Raw genomic sequence first — 19,562 nt, forward strand, 5'->3', positions numbered from 1 at the left:
CCGTCGCGGCCCGAATGACGTCGAGGAGGCGCGCGCCGGCCCGTGACCGATACCAAAGTAGAGATCGGCAAGCAGCTCATCGCCTTTCTGCCGAACATGCGCCGCTTCGGCTTTTCGCTGACACGGTCGCAGGACAAGGCGGACGACCTGGTGCAGGCAGCGTGTGAGCGGGCGTTGTCACGCGCCGACGGCTTCGAGCCCGGCACAAGGTTCGACGCATGGATCTTCCGGATCATGCGCAACCTGTGGATCGATCAGATCAGGCGAAACCGCACCGCCGGACCTCAGGACGACATCGACGCACAAGCCGATCTCGTCGGCGCCGAGGGTGAACGCGAGGTGCATGCACGCATGGAACTGGCGGAGGTTGCCAGGGCGATCGTGGACCTGCCGCAGGAGCAGCGGGAAATCCTCGTGCTCGTATGCGGTGAGGACATGGCGTACAAGGACGTCGCGAGCCTCCTCGACATCCCGATCGGCACCGTGATGAGCCGGCTGGCCCGCGCACGCAAAAAACTTGCCGAGGTCGCCGGAATAAAGCCGCGAGCTGGACGTTCTGTCGGCAGAAATGATGGGCAAGGGCAATGAACCGGCATCCGATAGACGACGAGACATTGATGGCATTCGCCGATGGCGAACTCGACGAGGCGACCGCTAAAAAGGTCGAGGAGGCGATCAACGCCGACGAGACCGTGGCCGAGCGTGTGGCTCTCTTCGCCGAAAGCCGGGCTCTGGCCCGCGATGCCCTCGAGCCGAGACTGGACGCGCCCGTACCCGCGTCTCTTCTCGCAGCAGTCGAAGCGGCGATCGCCCGGGCGAAGAGCGAGGACACGGCCGCACGCGAGGCAGACATCATCGCCTTCAGGCAGCGAAAGCCTGCCGTGCCGCCCGCGGCCAACGAGAACCGTCCGGCGTTTTCACGATTGGCCCTCGCGGCTGCCTGCGTCGCGATGATCGCGTCAGGTGTTGTCGGCTATATCGCTGGCGGCGGCACACAATCGGCTTCCCCCTCCCGGATCGCTCTGATCGATGCGCCGGGGGTCGACGAAGCGCTCTCCAACGTAGCTTCGGGCGGCGAGATGGAACTGACCGCCGGCGGCGCCTTTCGCGCCATATCCTCGTTTCGCGATGAGACCGATCGGTTTTGCCGGGAATTCGAACTTGCCGGCGATGGATCCGGCTATGTGGCCGTCGCTTGCCGCGAGGCCGGGGACTGGTCGCTTGCCTTCGCCGTCGACGCACCGATAGCCGAGGGGGGCTATGCGCCCGCCTCATCGCTCGAGACGCTGGACAGCTATCTCACTTCGATCGGGGCCGGCCAGCCGCTCTCTGCCGAAGACGAAGCGGCGGCGCTCGCCGAATAGCGCCGGTCTTTACAGCTTGCGCGCAACCACAAGGTGGCCGGGCACCGGCTGGTCCTGCTCGCGGCGCACCGTTATCGGCTCGGCAATCAGCCGCTCGAAGCCGTTCTCGACCAGCAGCCGGTCGATGTAGTCGAGCGCATGGGCAAATCGTTGGTTCGGGCCGACCATGAAGTCGCGGCCGCCGAGAACAGCGCCCGGCAGCGTCTCGCTTGAAAACGCGGTCAGCGCACCGGCGGAGGCATTCTTCGCGACGCCGGCAAAAAACGACTCGAGCCGGCCCATGTAGGGCAGAACGTCCGCAGCCACGATGAGATCAAACGCAAGCTCCTCGTTTTCCTCAAGGAAATGCACGACCTCCGCAACATAGAGCTCGTCGTAAGCCTCGCGCTCGTCGGCGAGCTCGATCATTTTCTCCGCCAGGTCGACGCCGGTTGCATGATCGACCATCTCATAGAGTGCTTCGCCCACAAGGCCCGTGCCGCAGCCGAGATCAAGCAGGCGCTGAACCCCCTCCGGCAGCAGCGCAGGCAACAGTTCAGCCAGCATCGCCGGGACCGAATAGCCGAGCTGGTCGACGAGCACGCTGTCGAAGACCTCCGCATGCTGATCGAACAGCGTCATGACGTAGGCATCGGGCGCCTTGTCCGGCACCTCGCCGAGCCCCATCGCGGCCAATCGGACGGCAGCGCCGCCATGGTCGGCCGGATCGAGTTTCAGCGCCTGACGATAGCAGACAGCGGCCTCCTCGTTTCTGCCGGCCTTCTCCAGCTCCAGCCCGCGGTTATAGGCTTCTGCCAGAGCGTCTTCATCGAACCCGTTCGTGCTCATCGGTTCCCTCGGTCAGTTGGTGGCCGAGCGATAGTGCCGATGCTTCGAGCGGTCAAACGGTCTTTGATGCCGCAAGGCCCGTAGCTATTGGTCGCACGGCTTGCGGCCGCCGGTGAATTCCGGCTTGATGTCGATCAGTGGCGTGCCGTCGACGCAATCGAGGCCGCGCACGCGCAGAACCGGGCCGTCAATGCCGAGCATGCGCACGATGGACAGGGCGATCGGGTTGGGTCGAACGGGTGAGCGCAGTGCGAAGGTGCCGGCCAGCCGACCGTCATGCTTCGGATTTTGAAGCAGAAGGTCACGCCGCGCCTCGTTCATCCAGTAAAGCACCGCGATATCGTCGTAGCGATCAAGACCGGTCAACGCATCGGCAAAGCGCGGATCGACCTCGATCCGGCATTCCGGCCCGCCCTCAGGGTCGCCGCGCCTGGGACAATCGGCGCGGGTCGCGAACGGTGTGCGAATGCGGCCGATGAAATAGACGGACGCATCGAATGCAGGCGGCAACTGCGCGGCGACCTCGCCCTCGCGGATGTCCGTATCGCTGGACGCTTGCCCACTCATGATCGCTATCCTCGACTAGAGAAGCGGCAGGACCGTCATTGCGTCACGCCGATGCTCTCGACACTGTCCAGAAGCTCGATCGCCAGGCGGGTCGCTGCGCCGGTGGCGACAACCATCTGGGGAAGGATCATCCACTCCAGCGCCCATGCCGCACCGGAACGCTCCTGCTCGTGGATCAACGCCTGGTGCATACCGGACAGCTGCGTGGCGTTGAAGCGGGCGAGCGCGACCAGCGTTTCGGCTCGAACGGGGTTCTGCTTGTGCGGCATGGCCGATGAGCCACCGCCGCCGGTCATGGCGATCTCGCCGATCTCGTTCTGCGCCATCAGCGCGATGTCCTGGCCGATCTTGCCGAGAGCACCGGTGACGAGCGAAAGCCAGTTGGCGAACCTGGCAACGCCATCGCGCTGGCTGTGCCAGTTGGACCGGGGGACCTCCAGATCGAGCAAGAAGCCAAGCCGCATTGCGACGCCGGTGGCGTTCTCTCCGAGTTTGTCGAGCGTGCCGGCGCCGCCGCCGAACTGGAGCTGCAGCAGTTCCGGCCCGACGTCTTCCAGTTCGTCGAGCGCGCGGGAGATCGGCAGGAGCCAGGCGCGCAGGCGTGCGCCTACCGGGATGGGCATGGCCGCCTGCATACGTGTGCGGCCGACAAGTTCGTTGTCGGAGAACCGCTCATCGAGATCCTGCAGCGAGGCGATCAGGTTTTCCAGCCGTGCCGTCAGCATCGGAATCACCATCTTGAGGCGAAGCACCAGGCTGGTATCGATGACGTCCTGACTGGTGGCGCCGAAATGCAGGTGGTCGGCATGTGGAGCGGGAACGGTCTTGCGCAGCTCGCGGATCAATTCGGGCACGATGAGACCGTCGCGCGCGGCGCCCTCTCGCAGTGCCGAAAAATCCGGTTCGAAGGTTTCGCACGCCTTGACGATCGCGACGGCCGCTTCCGGCGCGATCAGCCCTTCATGCGCCTCGGCCTCGGCCAGCGCCATCTCGAAGGTGAGCATCGTCGATATCTCGGCCTCGATCCGGAAATGAGCCGCGATCGCCTCATCGCCGAAATGGGCGGCAAGGACTGGATGCTCGAACAGCGATACCGACATGCCCTACCCTTCTTCCCCGATCAGACGCGCTCCAGGGCGATCGCGATTCCCTGACCGACGCCGATGCACATCATCGATAGTGCACGCCTTGCCTGCCGCTCGGCAAGCTCCAGTGCGGCCGTGCCGGTGATGCGCGCCCCGGACATGCCGAGCGGATGGCCGAGCGCAATGGCACCGCCATTCACGTTCACCCGGTCATCGTCATCGGCAATGCCGAGGTCGCGCATCGTGGCCAGCCCTTGGGAGGCAAAGGCTTCATTGAGTTCGATCACGTCGAAATCCGCAGCGGAAAGCCCGAGGCGGGAAAAAAGCCGCTTGGCGGCAGGCGCCGGGCCGAAACCCATGACGCGTGGCTCGACGCCGGCCGTAGCGCCGCCCAGGATGCGGGCGATCGGCGTCAGACCATGCTTCTTGGCCGCCGCTTCGGAAGCGACGATCAGCGCGGCGGCGCCGTCGTTGACGCCTGACGCATTTCCGGCGGTCACCGTGCCACCCTCACGGAACGGCGTCGGCAGCTTGGCGAGTGCCTCAAGCGTCGTTTGCGGACGCGGATGCTCGTCCCGATCGACAACCAGCGGGTCCTTCTTGCGCTGGGGGATCGTGACCGGCGTGATCTCCTTGGCGAGACGCCCGCTGTCCATGGCGCGGCCGGCCTTCTGCTGGGAGCGGACGGCGAAGAGGTCCTGGTCTTCGCGCGAGACCTTCCAGTCTTCGGCCACATTCTCGCCGGTCTCCGGCATGGAATCGACGCCATACTGCTTCTTCATCAGCGGATTGACGAAGCGCCAGCCGATGGTGGTGTCGTAGACCGCATTGTTGCGAGAGAACGCCGTTTCTGCCTTGGGCATGACGAACGGCGCGCGCGACATGGATTCAACGCCACCGGCTATCGCCAGGTCGGCTTCGCCCGCCCTGATGGCGCGCGCCGCGGTGATGACGGCGTCCATGCCGGAGCCGCAAAGGCGGTTCATCGTGGTGCCGGGAACGGAAACAGGCAACCCGGCGAGCAGCGACGACATGCGCGCCACGTTGCGGTTGTCTTCGCCGGCCTGATTGGCACAGCCGAAAATGACTTCTTCGACGGCCGCCCAGTCGACGGAGGCGTTGCGCTCCATCAGCGCCTTCAGGGGAATCGCGCCCAGATCATCGGCCCTGACGGACGACAGAGCGCCGGCGAAGCGTCCGATTGGTGTTCGAATGTAGTCGCAGATATAAGCTTCAGCCATCACGCTGACTCCCGAATTGGTTCTTGCCGCGACCACTGCCTTCGTGGGCCGCCTTGGTGCGGGCCTGCAGATCGCGCAGCGTGGTCAGTTCCTCGTCGCTCGGCGCCGGCGTTTGCTCGACCATCTCGGCGAACTTCACCGGCCAGCCACAGGTCTCCTGAACGTCATCGCGCGTGACGCCCGGATGCATCGAGACGACGGTGAATTCCTTCGTCTCCTGATCCGGCCGCCAGATGGCCAGGTCGGTGATCAGAAGGGTCGGACCCTTTGTCGTGATCCCGAGATCCTGCCGGTCACTGCCGCCGTTTCCGTGTCCGAACGAGGTGAAGAAGTCGATCTTGTCGACCATGCCGCGCTTGGACTGCTTCATGGTGATATAGACTTCACCGGATGACGACGCGATCTCCGGGGCGCCGCCGCCGCCCGGCAAGCGTGTCTTCGGCGCATCATAGTCGCCGATCACGGTGGTGTTGATGTTGCCAAAACGGTCAAGCTGGGCCGCGCCGAGAAAGCCGATGGTCACGCGACCGCCCTGCAGCCAGTAGCGAAACATCTCGGGAACCGAAACGGTGGTGACCGCCGTGTCGCACAATTCGCCGTCACCGATCGACAACGGCAACACGTCAGGCGCCGTGCCGATCGTGCCGGATTCGTAGATGAGGGTGATGTCGGGCGCATGCGTGAGCCGTGCCACATTGCAGGCCGCCGACGGCGCGCCGATGCCGACGAAGCAGACGTCGTCGTTCTTCAGCGCGCGGGCGGCAGCGATCGTCATCATCTCGTTGGGGGTGAAGCCAAGCTCACTCATGCCACGCTCCTCAGATGTGCAACGCGATCGGCGAAATCTTCCGGCTTCGCATCAAGCACGTGCTCCTTCATCCAGGCCTTGAACGTCTCGCGATCGGCAGCGACCTTGTCCCACTCGAGGTAACTCTTGTTGTCGCGTTCGTAGTAGCCATGGGCATAGGACGGATGGGCGCCGCCCGGCACCTCGCACACCGCCGTGATGGTCCAGCGCGGCAGAATGCAGGCGTTGGCGTGAACGTCGTCGAAATCGTCGACGATTTCCTCGACCGTCACGACGGCCCGTTTGGCGGCCAGTACGGCTTCCTTCTGGATCCCGATGATCCCCTCGACAAGCACGTTGCCCTTGCGATCGGCCTTTTGTGCGTGAACGAAGCTGACATCGGGACGCACGGACGGAACCGCGGCGAGCATCTCGCCGGTGAAGGGACAGGCCACGCGCTTGATATTCGCGTTCACCGCCTCAAGACCGGCGCCAAGATAGCCGCGGAAGATGGCGCAGGGCAGTCCCGCCGCGCCGGCTCCATAGGCATTGGCCATTGCGGCATGGCTGTGCTCCTCGACCTCCGGCCGGTTCGGCCATCCGTTCTCAACGGCGTCGCGCAGACGGCGCAGAAGACCAACACCCGGATTGCCGGCGTAGGAGAAGACCAGTTTCTTCGCCATGCCCATGCCGATCATCTGATCATAGACGACGTCAGGCGTCATGCGGATCAGCGTCAGGTCACGGCGGCCCTGGCGGATCGCCTCATGCGCCGCGGCGTGGGGGATCAGATGGGTGAACCCCTCGAATGCAACCGTATCGCCGTCATGCAGATTTTCGGCGACGGCGGTTTTCAAATCCTGGAACTTCGCCATGGATCGTTCTTCCTGCTTTCGTCTGTCAGATATCGAAAAAGACGGTTTCGTTGTCGCCCTGAAGGTGGATGTCGAATGTCACGACATCGCCCTCGCGCTTGCCGATCAGGGTGTCGACGCGGTGGCGGTGCTCGATGCGGGCGAGAACCGGGTCCTCACCGTTCGCGCCTGCCTCGTCGGAGAAATACATCCGGGTGTGCAGCCCGATATTGATGCCGCGCGCGACAATCCAGAAGGTCACGTGCGGCGCCATGAGGCGGCCATCGGGAAAAGGCACCCTTCCCGGCTTGACGGTCTCGAAGCTGAATTCACCGCTTGCCATGTCGGTGGCACAGCGCCCGAAGCCCGTGAAATGCGGGTCGGACGAACCGCGCATCTCCGATGGCGAATTATAGAGCCCTTTGCTGTCGGCCTGCCAGATCTCGACCAGCGCATCCTTGAGCGGCGTCCCCGTGCCATCAAGGATACGGCCCTTGATGGTCAGACGCTCACCCTTGGCGTCGCCGATCAGCATGCGCGTTCCCAGGTCCTCCTCGTAGACCCCGGAGATCTCGGCGAAATTCGGCGTGCAACCGATGTGGACGTAAGGGCCGGCGGTCTGCGAGGCGGATTCCTTGAATTGGATCAGCTGCTGCGGCATCAGTTTCCCTCCATCCGGTTCTCGAACATCGTGGAGCGACGGCCGCGCAGGACGATGTCGAACTTGTAGGCGCTGGCATCCATCGGAATGGTGTTCGCCATGTCGAGCGGCGCGATCAGCTGATCGATCGCCGCCGGATCGCTGATCGTCTTGATGATCGGACAGAGCGGGATGAGCGGATCGCCCTCGAAATACATCTGCGTGATCAGGCGCTGGGCGAAGCCATGCCCGAAGACCGAGAAGTGGATATGGGCCGGGCGCCAGTCATTGACGCCATTCGGCCAGGGATACGGCCCCGGCCTGATGGTGCGGAAGGAATAATAGCCGTCCTCATCGGTGATGGTGCGTCCGCAGCCGCCGAAATTGGGGTCGAGCGCGGCGACGTAACCTTCCTTCTTGTGGCGATACCGGCCACCCGCATTGGCCTGCCAGAATTCCAGCAATGCGCCCGCAACCCCCTTGCCGCGCTCGTCCAGAATGCGGCCATGGACGATGATGCGCGGCCCGATGGCGCTTTCGCCAGGCTTTGCGAAATTGTGGATGAGATCGTCGTCGAGCTCCCCTAGAAGATCATGGCCGAACACGGGACCAGTCATTTCCGAAAGTGTATTGCCGAGCGAAAGCAGCGCCTTTTCCGGCGAGCGCAGGACGCTCGTCTTGTACCATGGCGTATAGGCATCCGGCTGCCAGGCGCGGTCGCGCTGGAAGAATGCGCCGGTCTCGGGTTTGCGGTTCGACATGTCTTGGCTCCTCAGGCCGACCTTTCGGCGGCCATCTCCTCGAGGGTCTTCTTGGCGATCTTGATCGCGTGATTGGCGGCGGGAACCCCGGCATAGATCGCCACATGCATCAGCGCCTCCCGGATATCGTCGGGCGTGGCGCCGGTGTTTGCCGTGGCCCGCACGTGCATGGCAACCTCGTCGTCATGGCCGAGCGCCGCCAGCAGCGCGATCGTGACGATCGAGCGCTCGCGCTTCGTCCAATCCGGCCGCGACCAGACATGGCCCCACGCCGCCTCGGTGATCATCTCCTGAAACGGAACGTCGAAATCAGTCTTGGCCGCTTCAGCACGATCGACATGGGCATCGCCCAGAACCGCGCGCCGCGTGGTCATTCCCTGCTCATGACGGCCCTGCCCGTGACAGCCCTGCTGCTGGCTACCCTGTTCGTGGCGCGTTGAACCGGTCATCACTTGCCTTCCGACTTCAGCTTCTCGATGAACAGCTTGATCGCATCCGTCAGGACGACAGGCTGCTCGATGCACGGCAAATGGCCGGAGCCTGGAATTTCCTGATAGAGCGCGCCCGGTATGAGGCGCGACAGCTCTCCCACCAGTTCCGGCGGGGTCGATCCATCCTCCGTTCCCACGACGCACATCGTCGGTACGTCGATCAATTTCGCCGATTCGGTGAAGTCGGCGTCACGAATCGCAGCGCAGGTCGCGGTATAGCCGTCGCGCGGCGAGCGGATCAGCATGTTGCGGTAGCCAACGAACTCGGGATTGTCCGGCTTGCGATAGTCCACGGTGAACCAGCGTTCGAGGATCATGTCGGCGATCGACTCGATGCCTTCCTCATAGATCGCGCGAATGCGGGCGTCCCACATCTCTGCCGTGCCGATCTTGTGGGCGGTGTCGCAAAGGACGAGCGCGCGCACCAGCTCAGGACGCTTGTGGTAGAGCCCCTGAGCGATGAGGCCGCCGATGGACAGGCCGCAGACGACCGCGTTGCGCACGCGCAGATGATCGAGCAGGCCTGCAAGGTCATCGACATGGTCGTCGATCGAATAGGGCGTCGCGCCGGTATCGGAAAGCCCGTGGCCCCGCTTGTCGTAGAGAATGACGGCAAACTCTCCGACCAGGCGCACGATGACATCGCGCCAGATCCGGAAGTCCGTCCCCAGCGAATTGGCAAAGACGACGACCGGCTTGCCCTCCGGCGCACCGATCAGCTGATAGTGCAGCGTTACGCCGTTGATTTTCTCGAATTGCATGCTCACCAACTCCCTGGGCGCCAAAAAGCAAATTGTGCGGCTATGGTAAAATGATATTCTCGCGCGAACTCATAACTGTTTTGGTATGCGATGGATCAAGCGATCAAGTTTCGGCATCTTCAGACCTTTCTTGAGGTAGCCCGCCAGCGCAGCGTCAGCAAGGCGGCGGAGGTGCTGTCGCTCTCTCAGCCGGCGGTCACGCGGACCATTCGTGAACTGGAAACGGCGCTCGGCGTGCGCCTGTTCGAAAAGGACGGTCGCGGGATTCGCATCTCGCGGTTCGGCGAAGTCTTTCTGCGCCATGCGGGCGCATCGGTCACGTCCCTGCGCCAGGGGGTCGACTCAATCCAGCAGGCCTTGCGATCGGAGGGGCCGCCAATACGCATCGGCGCGCTGCCAACCGTCTCCGCGCGGATCATGCCCGAAGCGGTCGCCCAGTTTCTCAAGGAGGGCACCGGTAGCCCGATCAAAGTGGTGACCGGCGACAACAGCGTGCTTCTCGAACAGTTGCGGCTCGGAGAACTCGATCTCGTCGTCGGTCGTCTGGCACCGCCAGAAGCGATGATGGGCCTGTCCTTCGAGCCGCTTTATTCCGAGAATGTCGTCTTCGCGGTCAGGTCCGGGCATCCGCTGCTGAAGAAGCCGCATTTCTCGCTCGACGAGTTGCGCGACTACACGATCTTGATGCCGACGCCATCCGCCGTCATCCGCCCCTTCGTCGACCGCTTCCTGGTCTCCAATGGCATCGCCGAGCTTCCAATCCAGATCGAGACGGTCTCGGACGCTTTCGGCCGCGCCTATATCCGGGCCCATGACGGCATCTGGATCATTTCCGAAGGCGCGGTGGCCAACGACATTCGCGACGGGCGCGTGAACATCCTGCCGATCGACACGTCCGAGACCGTTGGCTCGGTCGGACTGACCACCCGCGCCGGCAGCGAGCAACCCCTTCCGCTCGCCATCTTCATGCAATCGATCCGCGCCACCGCCCGCACGGCTTCCGCCGGCTCGGCCGATTAGGCCGTCTCAGCCCGCCGCGGGAACCGCGGAGACGCGCCTCAGGTGATCAGCCCCTGACGCAAGGCCTTGGCGACAGCCTGGGTGCGATTGACCGTATCGAGTTTTCGTGCGGCGCGGTTGAGATAGTGGTTCACGGTGTGCTCCGACAGCGAGAGGATCGCCGCGATGTCGGCACTGGTCTTGCCCGCGGCCGTCCATGTCAGGCAGTCGAGCTCCCGTTCGGTCAAAGGCTGTTCCTGCCGACGTTCCGTCGCGGTCACCTCGACGAGGCGCTGATAAATCCTGACGGAAAGCAGCGTCAGTTCGGCCAGTTCCCGCGGATCGAGCGCAGGTCGATCGCCCGCCAGGATCAGCGCGCCGCGCACGCCTTTGGCATCGCTGACGGGAAAGCATGCGCCGGTGACGAAGCCATACTCGGCAAAGAGTGCTCGTGCCGGTTCGACCCGCCCCGGCGTCTGGCCCTCGGCGATCGAGGCGAACGTGAAGTCGAACGGGACGATGGAATGGCGCATGCGACCGACGGCCGGGCAGTCCCTGAACAATTGCATCCGGTCATAGGCTGCCAGAAACTCGGCAGCCCAATTGGTGATAACTGAGTTTTCATTCAGGTCAAAAGAGGTGGGCGAAGGCAGGCGCAGCACGAGGAAACTGCGGTAGCCGAAGCGTTCCGCTGCTGCTTTCAGGTACCGAAACACTTCAAACTGCGAGTTCAGTGTTTCAATTTCGGCCAATAGACGGCGTATCCCTTGCTGGTCTTTCTGCGATCGCGTCGGCGCCGGGCAGGAAATACCCCGCTAAACCGGCGCTTTCGCGCCCTTCTTCGCTTCTATCCGAGCATTCCCGGCGCCACAAGCAGCTTCGCGTCAGACTTGTGGAGGGGATGAGGCGGGCAACAACAACCTTGGTCGAAGAACGCAGGCCTTTTCCTGGCTTGTTCGCTGTGATCATACTCGCCACCAGAACAAGCGTGGCGTTCTGGAGGGGATTGCCACGCGCAGGAGGAGGACGACTATGCTTGGACTGATGCAGGACTGGCCGCTTCTTTGCCACAAGGTCATCGACCACGCGGCGCAATACCATGGCGCGCGCGAGGTGGTATCGCGATCGGTCGAGGGCGGCATTCACCGGACAAACTACAGGGATGTGCGCAATCGCGCGCTCAGGCTTTCGAAGCGGCTCGAAATGGACGGCGCCGTGCTTGGCGACCGCGTCGCCACGATGGCCTGGAACACCTGGCGCCACCTGGAGGTCTGGTACGGGATTCTCGGAATCGGCGCGGTCTACCACACGCTCAACCCGCGTCTCTTTCCCGACCAGATCGCCTGGATCATGAACGATGCGGAAGACAAGATCCTGTTCGTTGACCTGACGTTCCTGCCGATCGTCAAGGCGATTGCGCCGAAGGTGGCAAGTCTGGAAAAGATCATCGTGCTGACCGACGCGGCACACATGCCGGACGACCTGCCGGCAAATGTCGTTGCCTACGAGGACTGGCTTGCCGAAGCCGACGACGATTTCGCCTGGAAGACGTTCGACGAGAAGACGGCCGCCGGCATGTGCTACACGTCCGGCACGACCGGCGATCCGAAGGGCGTCGTCTATTCCCATCGTTCCAACGTCCTGCATGCGATGATGGCGCTGCAACCCGACATGCTGGGCCTTGCTGCGCGCGACCGGTTGATGCCCGTGGTGCCGATGTTCCACGCCAACGCCTGGTCGACCGCCTTCTCGGCCCCGATGGCCGGTACGTCGATGATCATGCCGGGCGCCGGAATGGACGGAAAATCGATCTTCGAGATGCTGACGGGTGAAAGGGTGACGATCACCGCAGCCGTGCCGACGGTCTGGCTGATGCTGCTGCAGCACCTCGACAAGGAAAACGGCGCCCTCCCCGACCTTGAGCGCGTGGTCATCGGCGGTTCGGCCTGCCCGCGTGCGATTACGAAGGCATTTCAGGAAAAGTACGATGTGACGGTGATGCACGCCTGGGGCATGACGGAGATGAGCCCACTTGGAACCGTCTGCTCGATCAAGCCCGAATACGCGCATCTTGCCGGTGAGGAAAAGCTGGATATCCAGGTCAAGCAAGGACACCCGCCCTTCACCGTCGAGATGAAGATCGTTGATGACGAAGAGCACGAACTGCCGTGGGACGGAAAGACCTTCGGCCGCCTCAAGGTGCGCGGACCGGCAGTTTCATCCGCCTATTACAAGGGCCGCGGCGCCGAGCAATTCGACGAGGAGCTCTGGTTCGACACCGGCGATGTCGGGCATGTGGACGCCCATGGCTATCTGCAGATCACCGACCGGGCCAAGGACGTCATCAAGTCCGGCGGCGAATGGATTTCGACGATCGACCTTGAAAACCTAGCCGTCGGCCACCCAGACGTCGCGGAAGCAGCCGTGATCGGAATCGCGCATCCCAAATGGGACGAACGCCCCCTTCTCGTCATCGTCCGCAAGGATGGCCGGGAGCCGACGAAGGAGTCCATCCTCGCCTTCATGGAGGACAAGGTGGCGAAGTGGTGGCTGCCGGACGATGTCGTCTTCGTCGACGAAATTCCGCACACGGCAACCGGAAAGATCCAGAAGACGACGCTGAGAGAGCAACTGAAAGCCTATCGGTTCGAGGCTGCTTGAGCGATGCAGGCAGACGACATGAGCGCCGTGGCGCTTGCCGGGGACCGCCATGTCCTCGGCGAAGGCCCGACATACGATCCGGACACCGATACGGCCTACTGGTTCGACATCGTCGGGAAGAAGCTGATCGAGCACAGCTTTGCCGACAATCGCCAGCGAACCCACGATCTGCCCTTCATGGCCAGCGTCCTGGCGAGCGTCGACGACAAACGGCAATTGCTGGCGGCGGAAGATGGCCTTTATCTTCGCGATCGCGAGAGCGGCCGCCTGACGCTTCACATCGCCCTCGAAGCGGACAACCATACGACCCGCTCCAACGATGGTCGCGTCCATCCGTCAGGCGCGCTCTGGATCGGCACCATGGGCAAGCGCGCCGAAAAAAAGGCCGGCGCCATCTATTGGTATCGGGACGGTGAGATACGGCTTCTGTTTCCCGAGATCGGGATTCCCAACGCCATCTGTTTCTCGCCCGACGGCCGGATCGGCTACTTCGCCGATACGCAGATCGACACGATCTTCCGAGCAGAACTGGACCCGGAAACCGGACTGCCTCTCGGGGCACCACAGGTCTTTCTGAAACCCGGACATGATGCCGGCGCGCCCGATGGTGCGGTTGTGGACCGGTACGGTGCATTATGGTGCGCACGCTGGGGCGGACATTGCATCAGCGCCTACGATCCGCATGGCCGGCACCTGGCCTCTCTGCCCGTCCCGGCGAGCCAGCCGTCATGCCCTGCGTTCGTGGGAAGAGACGCAGATCGGCTGATTGTCACCTCCGCAATGCAAGGTCTCGACGCCAAGGCATTGCAGGGCGAACCGGGAGCGGGCCGGACATTCCTTCTGGACCATCCCGTCGAAGGCCAACACGCGCCGCGGGTGCGGCTGTAGAGCCCCTTCACCTTTACACGGACAAGCCTATTTTCGCCGATCCTTTGCCAGAATCGCCAAAGCCACGCCACCGAGAATGACGCAGCCGGCTACCGCCAGTTGCATGGAGGGTTGCTCCCCGATGAAGACAAGCCCGCCAACCGCCGTGACGACCGGCACGGTCAGCTGAACGATCGCCGCCTTCGTCGCCGCGAGCATCGGCAAGGCGCGATACCATATGATGTAGCCGCCAGCGGACGCGAGCGCGCCGGAGGCTACGGACAAGGCAATTCCGGAAAGGGTCATGCCGCCTGCGGCGACAGATCCCAGCAGAAGCACGAGCGCGACTGGTGCCGTGCGAATAAAGTTGCCTGCCGTGTCACCGGCCGGATCGTCGCTGCCGCGCCCGCGCAGCGAGTAGATGCCCCACGCTATCCCCGACGCCACCATCAGCACCGCCGCCAAGGGGTCGGGTGCGACGAGACCCGGCGACACCAGGTAAACGAAACCGGCAAGCGCCAGGACCATGCCGGCGATCTCCGCAAGGCCCGGCCGCTCGCCGCGATACAACCCCCAACTGATCATCGTTGCCTGAACCGCGGTGAACAGGATCAAGGCTCCCATTCCGGCGCCAAGGTCGAGATAGGCAAAGGAAAAGGCAACCGCATAGACCAGCAGCGCCACGGACGATGGCCAGTTGCCCGGCATCACGCCAACCGGCCGAATTTTTCTCCGGCGCAGCAAAAGCAGCGCGAGAACGAGCGCGCCAGAGCCAAGACGGATAGCGGTGAAGCCAGCCGCATCCATCGCGCCATCCACCAATGCCAGGCGTGCCAGCAACGAGTTCGCTGCAAACGCGACCATCGCGATTGTCGTCAGTGATACGGCGAGCGGCATGGCAAATCCTTGAGGGTGAGCCAGCTTATCCGCTCCATGCCCGGCATCAACCGATCGGTGTCGACACTTTCGTCGGGGTTGCGCCTCAGGCGCGCTGTTCGCGTTGCTGATCTTCGGGTGCCAGCGACTCCAGCAGACGCAATGCGGCCGATGCCGTCATCGGCCGGCCGTAGTGATAGCCCTGACCGAGAGCGCAGCCGAGCTCGACCAGCTTGGCGGCCTGCTCGCGACCTTCAATCCCTTCGGCGATGACGTGCAGGTCCAGGCCGTCGCACATTGCCAGGATCGCCTTGACGATATGCTCGGACGGACGATCGCGCGTGATCTCGGAGACGAAGGCGCGGTCGACCTTGACCTTGTCGAACGAAAAATCGCGCAGTCGGCCGAGGCTCGACTGCCCGGTCCCGAAATCGTCGAGCGAAATGCGGATGCCCACCACCCGCAGATCGTCGATGATGCGCTGCGCCATTTCCGGGTCGCTCATCATCGCCGTTTCGGTGATCTCAAGCTCCAGACGGCGCGGATTCAGACCGACACGATTGATGATGGAAAGGATATTGACGCTCGTCGTCGGATCGACCAGCTGGGCGGAAGACAGATTGAACGAGAGATAAAGCGCGTCCGGCCATTGCATCGCCGCGGCGGCCGCCTTCTTCAGCAGCACCTCGCTCAGCATGTCGATGAAACCGCGCTCTTCAGCGAGCGTTATGAACACGTTCGGTGGCACGAAACCGAGGTCGGGATCATTCCATCTTGCGAGCGCCTCGAACCCGACGATGGCGCCATCCGCCAGCCTTACGATGGGCTGGAAGTGCGTGTCGATCTCATCCGCCATGATGGCCCGGCGCAAAGCCTGTTCCAGTTCGGTCGCCCGGCGAAACTCGTCGGCGATCTCCTTGGAATAGACGAGTATCTGCCCTCGGCCCCGGCGCTTGGCACGGTAGAGCGCGGTGTCGGCACTGTCCATCAACGCATCGAACGTCTCGCCGGCAAAGGGATAGACGGCGAAGCCGAGGCAGGCTGTCAGACGCACGGTCCGGCCGCCGAGGTCGAATGGAGCGGACAGTACATCCTTCAGCATGCGCGCCAGACGTTCGGCGTTGCGCGCGTCGAAGATCAGCGGAAGGACGAAACCAAATCCGTCATTGTCGAGCCGCACGACCGTGGCGCCATTGGGCATGCATGCGCGCAAGCGATGGGCCACCTGGCTGAGGATATTGTCGCCGGCATCGCGCCCGAAGAGATGGTTGATCGGCTTGAAGCCATCCAGGTTGGCAATCCCGATGGTGAACGGCGCCGGGTCGACGGCGCGCTCGTCGGCCAGGTTCTCGACCTTCTCCCTCATGCGCCGGCGATTGCCGAGGCCAGTCAGGGCATCGGTGTGCGTCATTTCCAACGATGCTGGCGTTTGAGGCGCGCCAAATTCCCTCATCGACACTCTGTTGCCTGCCTGATGCCAATGGCTGAAAGACCCACCATGCGCGGGCTTTATTAAGATTTGGCTAGTGCGGATGACCGCATCCGAGGCATCGGCAGATCAAGCGATGAGGATCAGTCGCAGGTCGTTGACGTTGGTCAGCGTCGGGCCGGTGACGATGAGATCGCCCGACGATTCAAAGACGCGATAGGCATCGTTGGCTTCCAGACGCTCGGCCGGGTCGAGGCCGCTATCGCGGGCACGGGCAAGGGTTTGAGGATCGAGCACCGCGCCGGCATTGTCCTCCACCCCGTCAATGCCATCGGTGTCGCACGCCAGAGCATGAATGCGCGGATCACCATCCAGGGCGAGGCCAAGTGCGAGCAGGTACTCTGTGTTGCGCCCGCCGCGTCCGCCTTCTCCCTTGAGCGTGACGGTGGTTTCTCCTCCGGAGACGATGAGAAGCGGCACGGCGCCAGCATGACGCTCCTCGGCGATCCGCCTTGCATACCGGGCGTGCTCGACACCGACCTCGCGTGCTTCGCCCTCTATATCCGCGCCAAGGGATATCACCTCGAATCCGCGATGCCGCGCCTCGGCGGCAACGGCCTCCACCATGTCAGCGGGCCGCGAAGCCATGTGAAAGGACGTCCGCTCGAAGACCGGATCGCCCGGTTTGGGCGTTTCCGCATCAGGCCGGTCGAGATGCGCACGCACGTGGTCCGGGAGGTCGATGCGGTAACGCTCAACGATGGCGCGGGCATCGGCCAGCGTTGTCGCATCGGGCACGGTCGGCCCGGATGCAATGACCGAGGGATCGTCGCCCGGCACGTCGGAAATGCCGATGGTGATGACACGGGCCGGATGGGCCGCCTCGGCAAGCCGTCCGCCCTTGATGGCCGACAGATGCTTGCGCACCGTATTCATCGCGCCGATCGGCGCACCGCTGGCCAGGAGCTGCTTGTTGACCGCCTTCTTGTCGGCAAGACTGAGGCCATCGGCCGCAAGGCCGAGAAGCGCCGACCCTCCGCCGGAGATCAGGCAGAGCACCAGATCCTCTTCGCCGAGACCCGACACCGTTCTCAGGAGCCTTGCAGCGGCAACCTCGCCGCGATCGTCGGGGACCGGATGCGCCGCCTCGATGACTTCGATACGTCCGCAATCCACCCCGTGGCCATAACGCGTGACGGCGATGCCCTCGAGCGGGCCGGCCCAATGGGTCTCGACGGCGCGCGCCATGGAGGCCGCGGCCTTGCCGGCCGCCACGACGATGGTCCGCCCAGTCGGAGGCTCCGGCAGAAGCGGTGGAACGCACACGGCAGGATCGGCCGATTCGACTCCCACGTTAAAAAGGTCGATCAACAGGCTGCGAGCGTCGTTCAAGGGCTTGTTCCGAAATGATGGTTGGCACGTCGGGGTGCAACCTATCGCGCCGATTGCACGATGGGAACCATCTGGTTGCAAGGCGCGGCTTGAAGCAGCTTCAGGCTTTCGCACCTTTGCGCCTGGGGCCAAAAGCGGCGGCCAGCAACAGTGTCACACCGGCGACCGTCGCGATCATGCCCGCGGCGCTGACCGCAACCCCCTCCACGAACAGCGCCACGCCAGCGCCAGCAGCCACATACCCGCCCGCGGCCGCAAGAATTGCGAAAGCCACGCTCCATGCGATCTGGGGCAGAAGCCGATCCGTCATCATGCGCGCAGCAGCGGGCGGACAGATCAGCATGGCAATGGCAATGATGGCGCCGACGGCCTCGAATGCGGTCACCGACACCATGGCGACGAGGATGATCAGACCCGCATTGACCAGCCGCACGGGCACGCCCGCCGCAGCGGCGAAGGTCGGATCGAAGGTCGAAATGACGAGCGGGCGCCATGCCACGGCAAGAAATCCGACGACGACCACCAACGCCATCGCCAACCTCGGCAATTGCGGCGGGATGTCGGAAAGGGCGATGGGGTCGATCAATGCGGCCCACTCGATGCCAGCGAGCCAGACCAGGCTTTCCAGGTTGCCATAAAGCGCGTGCTCGACGTCGAAATGGATTGATCCGGTATCGGTCTGCTCCAACAACACGATACCGAACGCAAAAAGCGCGGTGAAGACGACACCCATGGCAGCGCCCGGTTCTACCTTGCCGTAGACGCGCACGATCTCGATCATGGCTGCCGCCAGAAGCGCTGCCGCAGCGGCGCCGAGCAACATGGGTATCGCGGACATGGAGCCTGTCAGGACGAATGCGGCAACGATTCCTGGGAGGACGACGTGGCTGATCGCATCGCCCATCAGGCTCTGGCGGCGCAGCACGAGGAAGTTGCCGAGCAGCGCGCAGGACACGGCGGCCAGGCTGCCGATGAGGATCGGAACGAGCGTCAAGCCGAGATAGAGCGCCATCACGCCCCCTCGCCGCTGGCGAGGCCTGCACGGAATGCGCGGGCATAACGGCGCGCGCGCCGCAGGTTCGCAAAGACGCCGCGTGCCGGTGCCAGCAGCATCGAAACCAGAAAGGCCGTGGCGGCAACGAGAACGATGATCGGTCCGGTCGGGAGATCGGGAATGGAAGCAGACAGCGCCGTGCCCAGAAAACCCGACGCCGCGCCGATGATACCGCTGATCACCATCATTCGCCCCACGCGCTCGGTCCAGAAGCGGGCGGCGACGGGGGGAATGATGACGAGCGCGATCACAAGCACCAAGCCGACCACCCGAAGGCCGGTGACCGTGACCGCCAGTACGAGCAGCATCAAGGCGAGATCGGCACGGCGGATCGAGACGCCGGTCGTTGCGGCGAAGGTCTCGTCGAACGCAACGAGCGTCAAGGTGCGTCGGAGAAAGACAACGGTCAGCGCGCAGAGCGCGGCCAGTGCCGCCAGTGTGATCGCTTCGGAGCGTAGCATTCCCGACGTAGACCCGAGCAGGAAGCTCCCGATGCCGGCCTGTTGGCCGATCTGCGCGGACTGAATCACCGTCAAGAGCACGACGCCGAGACCGAAAAAGGAGGAAAGCACCGCCCCTATGGCGGCGTCGGCGTGAAGGCGGGTACGGCGTGTCAACCACTCGACGACGGCCAGACCGGCAAGCGCGCTCGCTGCGGCACCCAGCAGAAGGCCAGGGAGGTAGCGGCCGGTTCCGCCAGCCGCTGCCATGATGAGGAAGGCGATCGCCACACCCGGCAGTGTGGCATGGCTCAGCGCGTCTGAGACGAGCGAGCGACGCCGCAACAGCAAGAAGGTACCCACCGTTCCGCCCGCCCAGCCAAGAAATATGGCGCCGATCGCGACGATCGCGGTGTTGTAGCCGGCCTGAAACGTCAATGCGTCGATGAAGGCCGTCACATCCAT

The 19,562-nt window shown here is 63.7% G+C and carries 21 protein-coding genes; 5 read left to right on the top strand and 16 right to left on the bottom strand.

What is annotated here, in order from left to right; genetic code table 11:
* The first annotated feature begins 42 nt into the window (after positions 1-42).
* Together CN673_RS05885 and CN673_RS05890 are read left to right on the top strand one after the other, a co-directional pair.
* Positions 43-588, top strand: a complete 546-nt coding sequence (locus CN673_RS05885) for an RNA polymerase sigma factor (RefSeq protein WP_099865311.1) — start codon at positions 43-45, stop codon at positions 586-588.
* Positions 585-1,364, top strand: a complete 780-nt coding sequence (locus CN673_RS05890; protein WP_099865312.1) for an anti-sigma factor family protein — start codon at positions 585-587, stop codon at positions 1,362-1,364. Before CN673_RS05885 ends, CN673_RS05890 begins: the two co-directional genes overlap by 4 nt.
* A gap of 9 nt (positions 1,365-1,373) precedes the next feature.
* Here the strand turns inward: CN673_RS05890 and CN673_RS05895 are convergent, their stop codons facing one another.
* The 10 genes from CN673_RS05895 to pcaD form a co-directional block, all read right to left on the bottom strand.
* Positions 1,374-2,192, bottom strand: coding sequence for a class I SAM-dependent methyltransferase (locus tag CN673_RS05895; RefSeq protein ID WP_099865313.1), 819 nt, complete (start codon positions 2,190-2,192; stop codon positions 1,374-1,376).
* Positions 2,193-2,276: 84 nt separating this feature from the next.
* Positions 2,277-2,759 carry a tRNA (N6-threonylcarbamoyladenosine(37)-N6)-methyltransferase TrmO gene (gene tsaA / locus CN673_RS05900; RefSeq protein WP_099865314.1) on the bottom strand — a complete coding sequence of 161 codons (483 nt, stop codon included), beginning with the start codon at positions 2,757-2,759 and terminating at the stop codon, positions 2,277-2,279.
* A gap of 35 nt (positions 2,760-2,794) precedes the next feature.
* Complete coding sequence (locus CN673_RS05905; RefSeq protein ID WP_099865315.1) at positions 2,795-3,859, bottom strand: 3-carboxy-cis,cis-muconate cycloisomerase; 1,065 nt, start codon at positions 3,857-3,859, stop codon at positions 2,795-2,797.
* Between the two features lie 20 nt (positions 3,860-3,879).
* Positions 3,880-5,085, bottom strand: a complete 1,206-nt coding sequence (gene pcaF, locus CN673_RS05910) for a 3-oxoadipyl-CoA thiolase (RefSeq protein WP_099865316.1) — start codon at positions 5,083-5,085, stop codon at positions 3,880-3,882.
* Complete coding sequence (locus tag CN673_RS05915; protein ID WP_099865317.1) at positions 5,078-5,893, bottom strand: CoA-transferase subunit beta; 816 nt, start codon at positions 5,891-5,893, stop codon at positions 5,078-5,080. The genes pcaF and CN673_RS05915 overlap by 8 nt, the downstream gene beginning before the upstream one ends.
* Positions 5,890-6,747 (bottom strand): CoA transferase subunit A, encoded by an 858-nt coding sequence (locus CN673_RS05920; protein ID WP_099865318.1) that lies wholly within the window; start codon positions 6,745-6,747, stop codon positions 5,890-5,892. The genes CN673_RS05915 and CN673_RS05920 overlap by 4 nt, the downstream gene beginning before the upstream one ends.
* Before the next feature lie 25 nt (positions 6,748-6,772).
* Complete coding sequence (gene pcaG, locus CN673_RS05925) at positions 6,773-7,387, bottom strand: protocatechuate 3,4-dioxygenase subunit alpha (protein WP_099865319.1); 615 nt, start codon at positions 7,385-7,387, stop codon at positions 6,773-6,775.
* The gene (gene pcaH / locus CN673_RS05930) at positions 7,387-8,127 is read right to left on the bottom strand and encodes a protocatechuate 3,4-dioxygenase subunit beta (RefSeq protein ID WP_099865320.1); all 741 of its coding nucleotides are present in this window, start codon (positions 8,125-8,127) and stop codon (positions 7,387-7,389) included. Before pcaH ends, pcaG begins: the two co-directional genes overlap by 1 nt.
* A gap of 11 nt (positions 8,128-8,138) precedes the next feature.
* On the bottom strand, positions 8,139-8,576 hold the full coding sequence (gene pcaC / locus CN673_RS05935; RefSeq protein ID WP_099865321.1) for a 4-carboxymuconolactone decarboxylase: 438 nt from the start codon (positions 8,574-8,576) through the stop codon (positions 8,139-8,141).
* Entirely contained in the window at positions 8,576-9,379 is an 804-nt protein-coding gene (gene pcaD, locus CN673_RS05940) for a 3-oxoadipate enol-lactonase (RefSeq protein WP_099865322.1), read from the bottom strand. Before pcaD ends, pcaC begins: the two co-directional genes overlap by 1 nt.
* Positions 9,380-9,469: 90 nt before the next feature.
* Between pcaD and pcaQ the strand changes: the two genes are divergently transcribed.
* The gene (pcaQ, locus tag CN673_RS05945; RefSeq protein ID WP_099865323.1) at positions 9,470-10,399 is read left to right on the top strand and encodes a pca operon transcription factor PcaQ; all 930 of its coding nucleotides are present in this window, start codon (positions 9,470-9,472) and stop codon (positions 10,397-10,399) included.
* A gap of 38 nt (positions 10,400-10,437) precedes the next feature.
* On the opposite strand, the gene CN673_RS05950 is transcribed toward pcaQ, so the two are convergent.
* Positions 10,438-11,130 carry a LuxR family transcriptional regulator gene (locus CN673_RS05950; protein ID WP_245409798.1) on the bottom strand — a complete coding sequence of 231 codons (693 nt, stop codon included), beginning with the start codon at positions 11,128-11,130 and terminating at the stop codon, positions 10,438-10,440.
* Positions 11,131-11,410: 280 nt separating this feature from the next.
* Here CN673_RS05950 and CN673_RS05955 point away from each other — a divergent pair, with 280 nt between their 5' ends.
* Together CN673_RS05955 and CN673_RS05960 are read left to right on the top strand one after the other, a co-directional pair.
* Positions 11,411-13,039, top strand: a complete 1,629-nt coding sequence (locus tag CN673_RS05955; protein WP_099865325.1) for a long-chain-fatty-acid--CoA ligase — start codon at positions 11,411-11,413, stop codon at positions 13,037-13,039.
* A 3-nt stretch (positions 13,040-13,042) separates the two neighbouring features.
* Positions 13,043-13,927, top strand: a complete 885-nt coding sequence (locus CN673_RS05960) for an SMP-30/gluconolactonase/LRE family protein (RefSeq protein ID WP_245409799.1) — start codon at positions 13,043-13,045, stop codon at positions 13,925-13,927.
* A gap of 27 nt (positions 13,928-13,954) precedes the next feature.
* Here the strand turns inward: CN673_RS05960 and CN673_RS05965 are convergent, their stop codons facing one another.
* From CN673_RS05965 to CN673_RS05985, 5 genes are all read right to left on the bottom strand, one after another.
* Entirely contained in the window at positions 13,955-14,803 is an 849-nt protein-coding gene (locus tag CN673_RS05965) for a DMT family transporter (RefSeq protein WP_099865326.1), read from the bottom strand.
* An 85-nt stretch (positions 14,804-14,888) separates the two neighbouring features.
* Positions 14,889-16,193 (bottom strand): putative bifunctional diguanylate cyclase/phosphodiesterase, encoded by a 1,305-nt coding sequence (locus CN673_RS05970; RefSeq protein WP_099865327.1) that lies wholly within the window; start codon positions 16,191-16,193, stop codon positions 14,889-14,891.
* Between the two features lie 147 nt (positions 16,194-16,340).
* Positions 16,341-17,603, bottom strand: a complete 1,263-nt coding sequence (locus CN673_RS05975; RefSeq protein ID WP_099865328.1) for a glycerate kinase type-2 family protein — start codon at positions 17,601-17,603, stop codon at positions 16,341-16,343.
* Between the two features lie 100 nt (positions 17,604-17,703).
* Positions 17,704-18,615: a metal ABC transporter permease gene (locus CN673_RS05980; RefSeq protein WP_099865329.1), complete on the bottom strand. Its 912-nt coding sequence runs from the start codon at positions 18,613-18,615 to the stop codon at positions 17,704-17,706.
* Complete coding sequence (locus CN673_RS05985; RefSeq protein WP_099865330.1) at positions 18,615-19,562, bottom strand: metal ABC transporter permease; 948 nt, start codon at positions 19,560-19,562, stop codon at positions 18,615-18,617. The genes CN673_RS05980 and CN673_RS05985 overlap by 1 nt, the downstream gene beginning before the upstream one ends.

Source organism: Neopararhizobium haloflavum (genome assembly GCF_002750855.1).
Lineage (GTDB): Bacteria > Pseudomonadota > Alphaproteobacteria > Rhizobiales > Rhizobiaceae > Georhizobium > Georhizobium haloflavum.